We start from the raw sequence: 14,192 nt of genomic DNA, 5'->3' as shown, positions 1-14,192 counted from the left end.
ACATTAAATAAATAATGAAACGAACAATTCTGACGATGCTCCTGGCTATCTTCGCCATGGCATCCTTTGCTCAGGAACGCCTGATAAGCGGTGCGATTATCGACCGCGATACTAAGGATCCCGTGGAGCAAGTAACGATTCAGCTACTTAAGGCCGACAGCACCTATGTGTCGGGTGCCATTAGCAACGAGAAGGGACTCTTCCATCTCAATGCACCTGCCAATGGCAAGTATTTACTAAAGATTTCGAGTGTGGGTTACAAGACTACCGTGAAGCGTGTGCAGATTGCCGACGATAAGAATCTGGCAATGGGCAATGTGGTTCTCGGTGCAGATGCCATCATGCTGAAGGGTGCCGTGGTTACTGCCATGGCGCAGAAGGTGAACCTGAAGGAGGATACCTTCGTCTATAACTCGGCGGCTTACCGCACACCGGAAGGTTCGGTGGTTGAGGAGCTGGTGAAGCGCCTGCCGGGTGCTGAGGTCAGCGACGACGGTACCATCAAGATCAATGGTAAGGAAGTGAAGAAGATTCTCGTGGATGGCAAGGAGTTTATGACGGGCGATACCAAGACTGCCCTGAAGAACCTGCCTACCAGCATCATCGACAAGATCAAGGCCTACGATGAGAAGAGTGATCTTTCTAAGGTAACCGGCATTGATGATGGCGAGGAGCAGACCGTGCTCGACTTCGGTGTGAAGAAGGGTATGAACAAGGGTATGATTTCCAATATCGACCTGGGTGTGGGCAACAAGAGCCGCTACAATATGCGTGGCATGGGCGCTTATTTCAATGATAACAACCGATTCATGCTCTTTGCCAATGCCAACAATACCAGCGACCGTGGATTCGGCGGTGGTCCTGGCAGAGGATTCTGGGGCGGTGCCAACGGATTGAATGCCAGCAAGATGATTGGAGCCAACTATAACTATGAGTTAAAGAACAAGTTCAAGTTTAATACTTCCCTTCGCTGGAATCACAGCGATGGCGATGTATGGAGCAGGCGTTCCAGTGAGAACTTCATGGGTAGCAGCAGCTCTTTCAGCAATAGCCTGAGCCAGAGTTTCTCCCGCAGCAACAGTTGGAATGGTAACATCCGATTGGAGTGGATGCCTGATACGATGACCAACATCCTCTTCCGTCCTTCCATCTCCTGGAGCATCAGCGATGGTTTAAGCGGCAGCCAGTCGGCATCTTACAACAAGGATCCTTACACCATCACCACCAAAGACCCTCTTTCTGAGGAAGGTATTGAGGAGTTGGACAAGGCTGAGGCTATGGTGAACAGACAGCTTTCTCAGGGAATCAGCTATTCTGATAACAACAATATCCGTGGCATGTTGCAGATCAACCGCAAGTTGGGCAACAAGGGACGCAACATCACCTTGCGTATGGATGCCAAATATACGGATAAGGACAGCAAGAGCATCTCGCTCAACAATGCCAAGCTCTATCTCGTGCAGACAGCGGAGGGTAAGGATTCTACCTATCAGACCAACCGCTATAATCTGACTCCTTCAAAGAATTACAGTTATGCGGGTCAGTTGACCTATAGTGAGCCACTCTGGAAGGCCACCTTCCTGCAGTTCAGCTATAAGTTTACTTACAGCTACTCCAAGAGCGACCGCAACACCTACGATTTCAGCAAGTATACGATGACAGGAGATCATGAGTATCGTGGTTGGGATAGTTATCTGAATCCGTTTGCCGGTCAACTCAATGACTATAGGGATAATGAGTTGAGCCGTTTCTCTGAGTATCGCAACTATAACCATGATATCCAGGTGATGATGCGATTCATCCGTAAGAAGTATAATCTGAACTTCGGTGTGATGGTTCAGCCTCAGCAGTCGAAGTATATCCAGGATTATCAGGGCGTGCATGTAGATACCGTTCGCAACGTGACGAATATCAGTCCAACCCTCGATTTCCGTTATCGCTTCTCAAAGATGAGCAACCTGCGTGTGAACTATCGTGGTACTACTTCTCAGCCAAGCATCTCGCAGTTGCTTGATATCACAGATAACAGCGACCCACTGAACATCTCGAAGGGTAACCCTGGCTTGAAGCCATCGTTCACCCAGAACTTCCGATTGTTCTACAACAACTTCGTGCAGAACCACAACAAGGGTGTCATGACCTTCATCAACTTCTCTACCACCAACAATAGCATCAGCAACAAGGTGACCTACGATGAGACGACTGGTGGAAGAATCACCCGTCCGGAGAATATCAATGGTAATTGGAATGTGATGGGAGCCTTCATGTTCAACTGCTCTATCGACAGTGTCGGTGTATGGAACGTGAATACCGACACCAACTTGGGTTACAATAACTACGTGAGCTATCTGAGTCTCGACAAGCAGTCTGATTCCCAGAAGAATACCACCAGAAGTACTACTTGGAGAGAACGTCTCTCGTTCAGCTATCGCAACGACTGGCTGGAGCTTTCGCTTGATGGAACATTGAATTATAACCATGCCAAGAACAAGTTGCAGCCTAACAGCAACCTCGATACCTGGCAGTTCTCTTATGGTCCTAGCATGACGCTTACAGCCCCTTGGGGAACCAGCTTGAACTCAAGCCTCTCTATCAGCAGTCGCCGTGGCTATAACGACAGCAGCATGAATACTGATGAGTATGTATGGAATGCTCAGCTCTCCCAGAGCTTCCTGAAGGGCAAGCCATTGACCATCATGCTCCAGTTCTACGATATTCTTCGTCAGCAGAGCACTTTCTCCCGTGCCATTTCTGCTACATCCCGTACGGATACGGAGTATAATGCCATCAACAGCTATGCGATGCTTCATGTGGTATATCGCTTGAATCTCTTCGGAGGCAAGCAGGCTCGTCAGGGTGGTCCTGGTGGTCCTGGTGGTCCTGGTTATGGTCCTGGCGGTCGTCCTGATTTCCGTGGTCGTCCGTTCGGTGGCGGTCATCCAGGCGGAAGGATGTTCTAAAAAGAAAATGAAGTAAGCTTCATTTAAAACGATAGTAAGCCTCACTCAATGTTTATGCGAGGCTTATTTCAAATAGGTATGACGAGAAAAAAGAAATCCCCGCTCTTCGTAATGAAGAACGGGGATTGTTTTATTTGGGATTACTAAAAGTTCATTGATTAGAGAGCGAACTTGTAACCTACAGTAATCTGAATCACGTTGTTGTAGTGATCCCAGTTGTCTGCAACCTTAGTTACACCGATGTTGTAACGAGCATCGAATACGATGCCCTGATACTCGTAAGAGAGACCTACTGGGATAGAGAGATCTACAGTCTTAGCATTTTCTGCATCATCCTTATTTACCAAGAAACCTGGCTGCAAACCTGCCTTGAGAGCGAGACCAGATACAGGATAGTAGTTCAAAGTGATAGGCACATTGATATAGCCTGGGTTCCATTTACCACCTTCAAAAGTCATACCTGCAACTTTTACATCCTTGGCCTTGAAGCCCTGCACAGAATAGAGAGCACCAACAGCAACACCTAAGTTACTTGATGCCTGATACTGCAATTCAGCACCAGCTGCGAAACCAGCCTTCCAGTCGTTATCACCGATTGTAGCAACGTTCAAACCTACCTTAGGCTGGAGAGTTGTTGTACCTGCAGCCTGCTGTGCGAAAGCACCTACTGAAGACAGCGCCATAGCTGCCATAACAAATAATTTCTTCATAACTCTTTCAAATTATAAATTTAAAACTGTTAATATTCACGTAGCTTTTGAAATAGTATGTTACTATAAAGCTGAAATGAGGTAGTCATTTATCATGCCTTACCTTCATCTTTCGGGTGCAAAGATATAGGTTTTTACAATAGAGTCCAAACAAATTAATGATTATTTGCTTAAATCGGGCGAAAAAATACGAAATTGTTACCATATAGAATATTTTTAGATTTTTTTTATCCCCGTTTTCTTGCATTGTTTGATAAAAAGTAGTATCTTTGCAAAGTAAAAAAGAAAGGAAAATAAATATGGATGCTCATGAACTTAATACTTGGCTTATATTAGGAACCCTTTTCTTACTTTGTTTGGTAGGATTAGGAATAGGTATCTATGATACAAAGAAGCAAAAGAAAGAAAAAAGCCTTTCGGCTTAAAGGAAAATAATTATGACTACACAAGAAATTAATTTCGCAATGATTTGTGGAGCACTCATCCTGATTTGTCTTTTTGCTGTCGGGTTGATTATTCACGAAAAAAGCCAGCTAAAGAAGAATGCTCAATGGGAATAAAAAAATCCCCTATACAGTATAAAAAATGTATAGGGGATTCTTTTATTCTTCATCCTCGTCCCAACCTTCTTCGTCAAATCCAAACATGGCTGGATCTACGAAGGCGTCCAGGGCTCGGCGTTCCTTCTTGGTTGGGCGACCAGTGCCTCTTGCTCTATCTACGAATCCGCTGATGCGACTCATCTCCAGCAATTCATATTGCTTAGGATCCGTCACGTTCTTATAGACTCCGAAGAGCATTTTGGCTCCTACACGCTGCTCTATGCAATCAAGCACCTCGAAAGAGTAGGTGATAGGGGCTTTCTTTACGCTCACCACATCGCCACGCTTGATGATGAAGGAAGGCTTTCTCGTTACGCCTCCCACCATGACGCGGCCATTCTTACAGGCATCGGCAGCAATGCTGCGGGTCTTGTAAATGCGGGCAGCCCAAAGCCACTTGTCTATTCGTGCTGATTCTTTCATGATTATTTCTTTCCTAGCTTATTGTATTGGTTCATGGTGATGTCGATACCAGCCAATACGAAGCTCTTGATAATCTCCACACCCAGGTTGATGGCAGGCTGAAGCTGCTTCATGTCTTCCTCAGTGTATTTACCCAGCACCCAGTCTATCTGTCCGCCACGTGGATAATCGTTGCCGATACCCATGCGCAGGCGGGCGTAATTCTGGCCGATAAGCTGCTGGATATGACCCAATCCGTTGTGACCACCATTGCTTCCGTTAGCCTTCAGGCGGAAAGCTCCGAGAGGCAGGGCAAGCTCATCGCTGATTACCAGGAGTCGGCTCTGGTCAATCTTTTCCTGATTCAGCCAATATCTCACGGCATTACCACTCAGGTTCATGAAGGTGGTAGGCTTCAGCAGGATAATCTTTCTTCCCTTGAGCGTGGTCTCGGCAACGAAGCCATATCGCTTATCCTCAAAATGAATATTGGACGCTTTAGCAAAAGCGTCCAATACCATAAATCCTGTGTTGTGCCTGGTATCAGCGTATTCGTCGCCAGGATTACCAAGCCCACAAATCAAATATTTATCCAATGTTTGATAATGCTTTACTCAGGTTCGTAAAATCTTTGATGACTATCGATTAAGCCTCCTCAGCAGCAGCCTGTGCAGCGAGCTGAGCGTTACGTGTCATCTTGATAGAGCAAACTACGACAGCCTTGCTTGTAGCCAACTCGAGACCCTCGAATGAGAGGTCACCTACCTTGATGCTCTTACCAATCTTCAACTCTGTAACATCTACATCGAGGTGCTCAGGAATCTGCTGGTATGGAGCAGTAACGTTGATCTTACGGATAGAGAGGTTCATACGACCACCATCACGTACACCCTGTGCAAGACCTACCAACTTCACTGGAATACCGATAGTGATAGGCTTCTGGTCGTTCACCTCGTAGAAGTCAACGTGCAGAGGAGCGTCTGTTGTTGGGTGGAACTGAATCTCCTTCATGATAGCTGTACGGCTCTCACCATCGATGATGAGGTTGATAACATATACATGAGGAGTGTAGATAATCTTACGCAACTCTGTGAATGGAACTGCGAATGACAAAGCCTCAGGAGCACCGTTAGCATCCTTCTTCTCACCATAAAGGTTACATGGGATAAAACCTTCCTTACGCAATGCCTTAGAAGCTTTCTTGCCAAGGTCTGTACGCTTCTGACCTGTTACATTAATCTCTTTCATTTGTGTTACTCTAAATTAAGTTGTGAATAATAATTTTGCCTTAACTCGCCATCACACGGATTAGCTTTGTTTTAAGCATGCCCCGCGAGGTTTTCTCGCAAAGCGGGTGCAAAATTACTACTTTTATTTGAATTACGCAAGTTTTAGCCCGTTTTTTCTTCCTTTAGATGCGTTAAATATTTAAAAACGCTCTTCTAACCTTAAAAAAATAGAAAAGATTACCCGTTTTCTTGCATATTATATATTAAATATGTAAATTTGCAGTGTTTTAGGTAAATATATAAATAAATCTTTTAAATTATTAGAGAATGATTAATAGGGATTTGATTAGACGTAAGATTGTGCAGTTAACCTACGCATACTATCAGAACGGCAATCATAATATTGATAATGCTGAAAAGGAGCTCATGTTTGCTCTCTCAAAGTCGTATGATTTGTACAACTACATGTTGCAGCTCATGGTGGCTATCACCCAGGAGGCTCGCAAGCGTTATGACGTTGAGGTGGCACGAGCTCAGCGTGAGGGTACACCAGAGCCTTCTTCAAGAATGGCTTTCAACCGCTTCGCTACGCAGTTGGAGGAGAACAAGATGCTCGTAGAGTGGATTGATATCAAGAAGTCTTCGTGGGAAGAGGATATCGAAGTGGTTCGCAAGCTCTATACTGCCATTGTCTCTAGCGATCTCTATACCAGCTATATTGATGGTTCCATGACGAAGGATCACGAAGAGGGGGAACTCGATGACTATGCATACGACCGTGAGTTCTGGCGCCGTGCCTACAAGGCTTTCATCCAGAACAATGATGAACTCGATGCCATGCTCGAAGAGAAGAGCCTCTACTGGAATGACGATAAGGACATCGTAGATACCTTCGTGCTGAAGACCATCAAGCGCTTCGACCCAGCCAACAAGGCAAACCAGGAGTTGCTCCCTGAGTATAAGGATGCAGAAGACCGCGACTTTGCCCGCAAGCTCTTCCGTGCCACCCTGCTCAATTGCGAATCCTACCAGCGCTACATCAGCGATGCCTGCCGCAACTGGGATTTCGGACGCCTGGCTTACATGGATGTGGTAGTCATGCAGATTGCCATCGCCGAGATGATGACTTTCCCTGGCATCCCGGCCATCGTTACTATCAACGAGTATGTGGATCTTGCCAAGGTATACAGCACTCCTCGAAGCGGTGGTTATGTGAATGGTATGCTTGATAGCATCGCCCGTTTCCTCAACTCTCGCGGACTCATCCAGAAGGAAATGCCTGAGCGCAAGAACAACAAAGGCGGTCAGCATCCTAATCACTCAAACCATCCACATCGCCCACATTACGATAAGTAATATATATTATAATGTACGCGTACATTATAAATGGCATAATGCCGAGTATGATAGAGTGAATAGATAGATAAATAGATAATTCAACAAAATAATAGCATAAAGACATGACAAATTTGGTATTGCAAGCAGCTGCTGGTGGTAGCAGCATGAGTTTCCTCATTATGATGGTAGCCATCTTCGCTATCATGTGGTTCTTCATGATTCGTCCTCAGCAGAAGAAGCAGAAAGAGATACGCAAGTTCCAGAACTCTCTCGCCGAGGGATCTAAGGTGGTTACTGGTGGTGGTGTTTATGGCACCGTAAAGCATGTAAACCTTGAGCAGAACACTGTTGATGTGGAGATTGCACGTGGCGTGGTCATCACTGTAGCCAAGGGCTATGTATTTGCCGATGCTGCCAGCCAGACTCCTAACGCATAAATAGGATTCACTAGGAACTCTCATGCGTAGTGTTCGGAACATATTGAAAGCTGTCAGAAACTTCCTGTTCAGTGGCCTGAATAAGGAGTTTCTGATTTTTTTGTTCTTTCTCGCTCTCAGCGGCGCCTTCTGGTTGTTGATGACGCTCAATGAGACCATGGAGAGAGAATTCAAGATTCCTATGCGCTTGACCGGCGTGCCTGGAAATGCCGTGATAACGGGTGAACTGCCTGATACCGTGCGCGTTACGGTGAGGGATAAGGGATTCACGCTCGTTACCTACGATTTCCGTCCTCTCGTCTTCCGATTCAGCAACTATGCTGATGAGGATGAAGGCAAGGGAGTGATACCGCTGACGGATGTGCAGAAACAGGTGCTCTCGCAGATGTATGGTTCCAGTAAACTGCTGCAGGTAAAACCGGGTGCATTCGACTTCTATTTCACCTATGGAACTTCCAAGAAGGTGCCGGTGGTGTTCAGGGGTAAGATTACGACCAGCAAGAGTTATTATCTGGCTCATACGGAATTCTATCCGTCTATAGTCACCGTGTATGCCAACAAGCAGCAGCTTGACAAGCTTCAGACGGTAGAGATAGAACCTTTCAATTACCGCAATCTTCAGGATACCATCCGCCAGGCGGTGAAGATCAGGAAGATTCGTGGCGTTAAAATCGTTCCGTCTACGGTTAGATTGTCGGTATATCCTGATGTGCTGACCGAAGAAGCTATCGAAGTGCCGATTACTGCCATCAATATGCCTCCGGGCATGGTGCTCAGAACCTTCCCTTCCAAGGTGACAGTGAGGTTTACCATCGGAGCCAGTCTCTTCCGTACCATCAAGCCAAACCTGTTTAAGGTGGTGGTAGATTACGAAGAGTTAGCAGCCAATCCGTCGGATAAATGCACCTTGCAGCTTCGCAGTGTGCCACGCTCAGTGAGCAAGGCATCGCTCGAAATAGATAGGGTGGATTATCTGCTGGAACAGCAGTGATGGTTTATAGTTTATAGTTGATAATTGATAGTTTATAGTTGATAGTTTTTCTACTATGATGAAGATAGCTATAACGGGGGGCATAGGTAGCGGAAAGAGCTATGTGTGCAGAATCTTGGAGAAGCACGGCATCAGGGTTTACGACTGCGATGCCGGGGCTAAGCGGTTGATGAGGCAGGATGCTGACTTGCAGACCGACTTGAAGAAGTTGGTGGGCGAGGAGGTGTATAGTGCCGATGGCATCTTGCAGAAGCCCGTGCTTGCCCAGTTTATCCTCACCGGCGAGGCTAACAAGCAGGCAGTGAATGATGTGGTGCATCCAGCCGTGGCACGCGATTTCGAAAAGAGCGATTGCAGCTGGTTGGAGAGTGCCATCCTCTTTGATAGCGGTTTCTATCGTCGCACCCACTTCGATTTCGTGGTCTGTGTCACAGCTCCCATCCCCGTGCGTATCGAACGCATCATGAAGCGTGATCATATCTCGCAGCAGAAGGCACAGCAATGGATAGATGCCGTGATGCCGCAGGAAGAACTCAAAGCCCGTTCTGATTTTGAAATCGTGAATGATGGGGTGAGGAATGTGGAAGAGCAGGTAGTGAATCTGCTGAATCATCTGGAAATTCATTTGAAATAAAAGAAATCATATAAAAAATAGAAAAATAAGAAAATGGAAACAATCCTTTCAATTGCAGGCAAGCCAGGCCTTTATAAACTGGTTTCAAGAGGTAACAGAACTCTTATCGTTGAGACTCTCGACGAGACTCACAAGCGTGTGCCAGCTTTCGCAACAGACCGCGTTACAAGTCTTGGCGACATCGCTATGTATACTGATGCTGACGAGGTTCCATTGTGGGAGGTTCTCGACAGCGTAAGCAAGAAGGAAGAGGGCAAGCCTAGCACCTTCAACTACAAGAAGGCTTCAGCTGCTGAGCTCCACGATTACTTCGCAGAGGTTCTTCCTAACTACGACCGTGACCGTGTACACGACAGCGATATCAAGAAGCTCCTCCAGTGGTACAACATTCTTGCCAAGTACGGCATCACCGATTTCAAGGCTACTCTCGCTCCTACAGAGGGTGAGAACGTAGATGATCGTGCTGAGCAGGTTGCTGAGTAAGAATCATTGATCAGTTAAAATATAAAAAGAGGGTGTGTCATAAATCCATGGCACACCCTCTTTTCGATTCTTATTCCTTTTCTATCTTTTTCAATTCCTTCTCAAATCTTCTGCGATACATTTCGCCCGCTATGGTCAAACCAAACGGGAAGGCTATCCAGATGCCCAGCAAGCCCATGCCGCATGGAAAACCGAGGGTATAGCCCAAAGGCAATGAAATGACGAAATAGGCGATGAAGGCATAGAGCACCATCGGCTTTACGCAGGCGATGCCTCGCAGCGCATTGGCAAAGGTATATTGCAGGCCGTCGCCAAACTGATATACCATCATCAGGATAATCAATACCGCCACATAAGCCTGAACCTCAGCATTGTCGTTAAACCAACCGCCTATCTGGTGGCGGAGCAGAAGCACCGGCAAACCCATACACAGCGAGAACAGCAGGTTCAATCGGAATCCGTCGTAGGCATTGCGGCGCACTGCAGCATAGTCCTTCTGTCCCATAAAGTGGCTCACGCGGATAGCCATCGCTGCCGCCATACCCGAAAGTACCAGATAGAACAACTGCGAAATGGTAATCATCACCTGGTGAGCCGCCAGCGGAATAGTGCCCAGCCAGCCCACCATCACGCAACTCAGCGTAAAGGCAGCCGATTCCATACCCAATTGCAATGCCACAGGCCATCCCAACCGGTTCATCTCCTTGAAATCCACCTTGTTGATTTCACTATGAATAATATTGTGCCTGTAATCGGCAAATTTCCTGCACACCATCACCATGCCCACCATCGCCGTAGCCATGAGGATGCGGCTTACCAGGGTAGAGATGCCCGCTCCGAGCAAACCCAGCTCCGGGAATCCCGCAACACCGTAAATCAATACCCAGTTGCCCAGGATGTTGACCACGTTTCCGCCAATCATCGCCCACATCGCCACCTTGGTCTGTCCGATACCATCCAGGAATTGCTTCATCGTGAAGAAGATGCCCATAAAGAGCACCGATGCCAGGTTTACCAGGAAGTAGGGGCGGATGAGTGTGAGCAGTTCCTCCGGTTGTCCAATGCGCCCCAGGTTGAAATAGAGCAGGATGAGGACCAGGGTGAAGAGAATGCCCGTAATCATGTTGGCAAAAAAGGAATTGCGCACCTTCTGTCCGATGCAGTCTGTGCGTTCCTCTCCGTAAAGCCTGCCGATGATAGGGGTGAGTCCGTAGGTGAATCCCATGTAGGATACGAATACGAGACCGAAGATATTGTTCACCAGTCCGGCTGCCGCCAGTTCGGGCGTACTGTGATGGCCAATCATCAGCGTGTCGGCGAATCCCAGGATGATGGTACCCAGCTGTCCGATGATGATAGGAATACCGATGGAAAGCAGTTCCCTGTAGTGATGTTTATTGTGACTTGTAATTGATGTAGTATGAGTCTTCATTACTTGGTTGTTTATTTTACTTTTTAATGATATTATTATATAATTATGATTTCTCTTTTGTCCTTGAATCGGCAAAGTTACTGCTTTTTTATGAGAAAACAAAATATTCTTCAAAAATTCACGAAAGAATGGCTAGATATTTTTCAGAACCAATATTTTATTGTATATTTGCAGCAACTTAGTACAAACTAACATATTATAAACGTAAAAAACATTTCAACTAAATGGAGAAAACGACATTATTCATTGCTTTGGGATTGGCAGCATTCTCACAGTATGCACAGAATACCCAGGCTCAGACCGCAGATTTCCGACCATCGCACGCTTCAATGTATTTGCAGCCAAACGTAGGTTCCACCACCGTTCCTTTCGATTGGAACGATGTAGGCAGAGAATTTGTTGTGCGCTGGGGCATGGATACCGCTTGGGACGACGAGGGTAACGTGCGCCGAGGAACCAACCATATCGGCAAAAATCTGATTTCTACGGGTAGAATTTCTTTCCAGCCTAGCGACCTGGTGGGGGAGGATGGCGAGCTTTCTGCTGCCCAGAAAACTGCCCTCAATTCCCGCATCGCCCATATCAAGCTTTCGGGAGCCACTTCGGTGGAAATCAACTGCGACCACGAGGCGCTCAATGCTGCCAACTACAAGGGCAAGCCTGAGCAGTGGTTCCGCGTTATCAAGGCCACCGTGAAATATGCCCAGCAGAAAGGACTCATTGTAGAGAGTGTGGCACCATTCAATGAGCCTGATTATACGGCATGGAACGAAGGCACAAAGGCCGATTTCCTGAACATCTGCAAACTCATCAAGGCGGATGCCGATTTCGCCGGAATCCGCATCTGTGGCGGCAATACGCTTAATTGTGATGAGGCTTTGCCTTGGTACAATGCACTCAAGGATTATCTCGACGAGGGAAACACCCATCAGTTGGCAGGTTCCTTCGATAACTATGCCCTTTTCTTCCAGACCGTGAAGAACGATGGCAAGGTGGCTACGGCTGATGAGCTTCACAATGTGGGTGAGGCCATCGTAGGCGTGGAATATGGCATGGAGAATGGTATCTGGTGGAGCTTCGATGGCGTGGCAAGAGGCGAATTCTGCAAGGCAAACACTGCAGGAGGCAGCCGGTTGGGTTATGCCGAGGACCGTGGCAGTTGGACCTCAGCCGCCGTTTATCGCCTGCCTGATGGCAAGGTTGAGGGCTTCATCGGCTCTTCCGAGCGCCAGGCAACTACCCATTCCTATGATTTCGTATCCAAGGGCCGTGATGTCTATTTCGATGGCTACGGACCGATGCGTGCCTTCTCCATCACCATGCCAGGCGGCACGGGCTATCAGAAGGGACAGACCAATGCCGAGCGCATGGTGCGCATCACCAGCGGCGAGGATGTTCCTCCATATCCTATCACCAATGGCGATTACGTGCTCATGAACAAGAAATCAAGAAAGGTGCTCCAAGCAGCGGGCAATCCTGTACAGGCGGGCACCAACCTTACCCAGGGCACCTATTCCAAGTCGAAGTCTTTCCAGAAATGGGTGGTCAATGCCGTGGATTCCCGCATCGGTGGCGACTTTGGATATTTCACCCTGCAGTGTGCCAATAATAAGGAAATATATGCCGATGTGCTCAACTGGTCAACTGTAACGGGCGGTACGCTGATAGCTTATAATGGCACCGTGGGCAGCAACGAGCAGTGGTCGTTTGAATATGCCGACAATGGCGATTATTACATCCGTTCCCGCCATTCAGGCTTGTATCTTCAGGTGATGAACACCACCGATGGCACCAACGTGCAGCAGCATGCCTTTAAAGGCAATGCGGAGCAGCGCTGGCGCATCCTGCCTTATGGTGCGGCTTGCGAAACCGTGGCTCCTAAGGTACCGCAGGGATTAACGGCAGAGGCTCAGACGGCTTCCGTGCTCCTTTCCTGGAATGCCAATACAGACAAGGATCTGGAGGGCTACATGGTGCTTCGTGGCAATGCCGATGCAGAAGATGCCCAGTGGCAGGTGATAGGCCGACAGGTGAAGGATACCGCTTTCGTAGATAACACTTGCGAGCCGGGCCATACCTATTTATATAAGCTGAAGGCCATCGACCACTCCAGCAACATGTCGAAGGCTGGCGATGAGGTGCAGGTGGAATTGCCTGAAATGGCTGCCCTGGTGGCTTCTTACAGCATGGAGGGCAGTCTGCGCGATACCACCATTAATCTGATGGATGCCGTGTCGGCAGGAACCATCTCTTACGCTTCTTCATCCAAGAAAGAGGGCACCCAGAGCCTCGTGCTCAATGGTCAGGATGCCTTCCTGCAGTTGCCAGCCCAGGTGGCTAATCAGACTTGCTTCACCATCGGAGCCTGGGTTTATTGGAAGAACACTGGTGCACAGTGGACCCGCATCTTCGATTTCGGCAATGGCACCGACGAATATATGTTCCTCACGCCAAGCAATGGCAGCCAGATGCGCTTTGTTATCAAGCAGAATGGAGAAGAGCAGATACTTTCGGCATCTCGTCTGCAGACCGGTTGGCATCATGTGGTAGTCAGCCTTGATGAGAGCATGCAGGCAGTGCTTTATGTGGATGGCAAGCAGAAGGGCAGCAAGCAGATGACCTGCACGCCAGCCATGCTGAACCTGAGTCGCTGCTATGTAGGAAAGAGCCAGTTTAGTGCCGACCCACTGTTCAAGGGCAACATCGACGACCTCCGTATCTACAACTATGCCCTGTCTGCTGAAGACATCGCCCACTGGTATCAGGGCGAGCCAATCACAGGCATCCAGGGCATCGAAGCCACTTCTCCTTCCTCTTCTTCATCCTCTTCTGCAGCCATCATTCAGCAGCAAATCTATTCCTTGAATGGAGCTTTGCAAGATGGTAAGCGTCAGGGCGCTAATATCGTGAAGCAGATTGATGCAAAGGGCAAGGTAATCACCCGCAAGGTGATGTATTAATCAAAATAAATTAT

Annotated in this window: 13 protein-coding genes; 8 read left to right on the top strand and 5 right to left on the bottom strand. The window is 47.7% G+C overall.

The genetic code is table 11. The features are described 5' to 3' along the window. The first annotated feature begins 14 nt into the window (after window positions 1-14). A complete protein-coding gene (locus KUA49_RS12305) occupies window positions 15-2,960 on the top strand; it encodes a TonB-dependent receptor (RefSeq protein WP_218411844.1) in 2,946 nt (981 codons plus the stop codon). A gap of 158 nt (window positions 2,961-3,118) precedes the next feature. Here the strand turns inward: KUA49_RS12305 and KUA49_RS12300 are convergent, their stop codons facing one another. After that, window positions 3,119-3,670: a porin family protein gene (locus KUA49_RS12300; protein WP_203049005.1), complete on the bottom strand. Its 552-nt coding sequence runs from the start codon at window positions 3,668-3,670 to the stop codon at window positions 3,119-3,121. A gap of 437 nt (window positions 3,671-4,107) precedes the next feature. On the opposite strand from KUA49_RS12300, the gene KUA49_RS12295 reads away from it, so the two are divergent. After that, complete coding sequence (locus tag KUA49_RS12295) at window positions 4,108-4,230, top strand: hypothetical protein (RefSeq protein WP_256624760.1); 123 nt, start codon at window positions 4,108-4,110, stop codon at window positions 4,228-4,230. 42 nt (window positions 4,231-4,272) lie between these two features. Here KUA49_RS12295 and KUA49_RS12290 read toward each other — a convergent pair whose 3' ends face one another. Genes KUA49_RS12290 through KUA49_RS12280 form a run of 3 tightly spaced genes read right to left on the bottom strand, consistent with a single transcriptional unit; the run spans window position 4,273 to window position 5,922 of the window. After that, window positions 4,273-4,695: an RNA-binding S4 domain-containing protein gene (locus KUA49_RS12290; RefSeq protein ID WP_203040298.1), complete on the bottom strand. Its 423-nt coding sequence runs from the start codon at window positions 4,693-4,695 to the stop codon at window positions 4,273-4,275. Between the two features lie 2 nt (window positions 4,696-4,697). Beyond that, window positions 4,698-5,270: an aminoacyl-tRNA hydrolase gene (pth, locus tag KUA49_RS12285; RefSeq protein WP_218411843.1), complete on the bottom strand. Its 573-nt coding sequence runs from the start codon at window positions 5,268-5,270 to the stop codon at window positions 4,698-4,700. A gap of 49 nt (window positions 5,271-5,319) precedes the next feature. After that, entirely contained in the window at window positions 5,320-5,922 is a 603-nt protein-coding gene (locus KUA49_RS12280; RefSeq protein ID WP_203049003.1) for a 50S ribosomal protein L25/general stress protein Ctc, read from the bottom strand. A gap of 308 nt (window positions 5,923-6,230) precedes the next feature. Between KUA49_RS12280 and nusB the strand changes: the two genes are divergently transcribed. The 5 genes from nusB to KUA49_RS12255 all read left to right on the top strand — a co-directional run bounded on the left by nusB (window position 6,231) and on the right by KUA49_RS12255 (window position 9,786). Beyond that, window positions 6,231-7,259 (top strand): transcription antitermination factor NusB, encoded by a 1,029-nt coding sequence (gene nusB / locus KUA49_RS12275; RefSeq protein WP_218411842.1) that lies wholly within the window; start codon window positions 6,231-6,233, stop codon window positions 7,257-7,259. Between the two features lie 104 nt (window positions 7,260-7,363). After that, entirely contained in the window at window positions 7,364-7,678 is a 315-nt protein-coding gene (gene yajC, locus KUA49_RS12270) for a preprotein translocase subunit YajC (protein WP_218411841.1), read from the top strand. Window positions 7,679-7,700: 22 nt separating this feature from the next. Beyond that, complete coding sequence (locus KUA49_RS12265; protein ID WP_218411840.1) at window positions 7,701-8,669, top strand: CdaR family protein; 969 nt, start codon at window positions 7,701-7,703, stop codon at window positions 8,667-8,669. A gap of 58 nt (window positions 8,670-8,727) precedes the next feature. Further along, window positions 8,728-9,303 carry a dephospho-CoA kinase gene (gene coaE / locus KUA49_RS12260; protein WP_256624767.1) on the top strand — a complete coding sequence of 192 codons (576 nt, stop codon included), beginning with the start codon at window positions 8,728-8,730 and terminating at the stop codon, window positions 9,301-9,303. Between the two features lie 33 nt (window positions 9,304-9,336). Next, complete coding sequence (locus KUA49_RS12255; protein WP_203040304.1) at window positions 9,337-9,786, top strand: DUF5606 domain-containing protein; 450 nt, start codon at window positions 9,337-9,339, stop codon at window positions 9,784-9,786. 70 nt (window positions 9,787-9,856) lie between these two features. Here KUA49_RS12255 and KUA49_RS12250 read toward each other — a convergent pair whose 3' ends face one another. After that, entirely contained in the window at window positions 9,857-11,218 is a 1,362-nt protein-coding gene (locus KUA49_RS12250; RefSeq protein WP_218411839.1) for an MATE family efflux transporter, read from the bottom strand. 224 nt (window positions 11,219-11,442) lie between these two features. Between KUA49_RS12250 and KUA49_RS12245 the strand changes: the two genes are divergently transcribed. Beyond that, on the top strand, window positions 11,443-14,178 hold the full coding sequence (locus KUA49_RS12245) for a LamG-like jellyroll fold domain-containing protein (RefSeq protein ID WP_218411838.1): 2,736 nt from the start codon (window positions 11,443-11,445) through the stop codon (window positions 14,176-14,178). Window positions 14,179-14,192: the final 14 nt, after the last annotated feature.

This window comes from Segatella copri (assembly GCF_019249655.2).
In the GTDB taxonomy this organism is placed as follows: Bacteria; Bacteroidota; Bacteroidia; order Bacteroidales; family Bacteroidaceae; genus Prevotella.
Note: the sequence above shows the minus strand (reverse complement) of the source record. Positions and strands in the feature narration are given on the sequence as shown.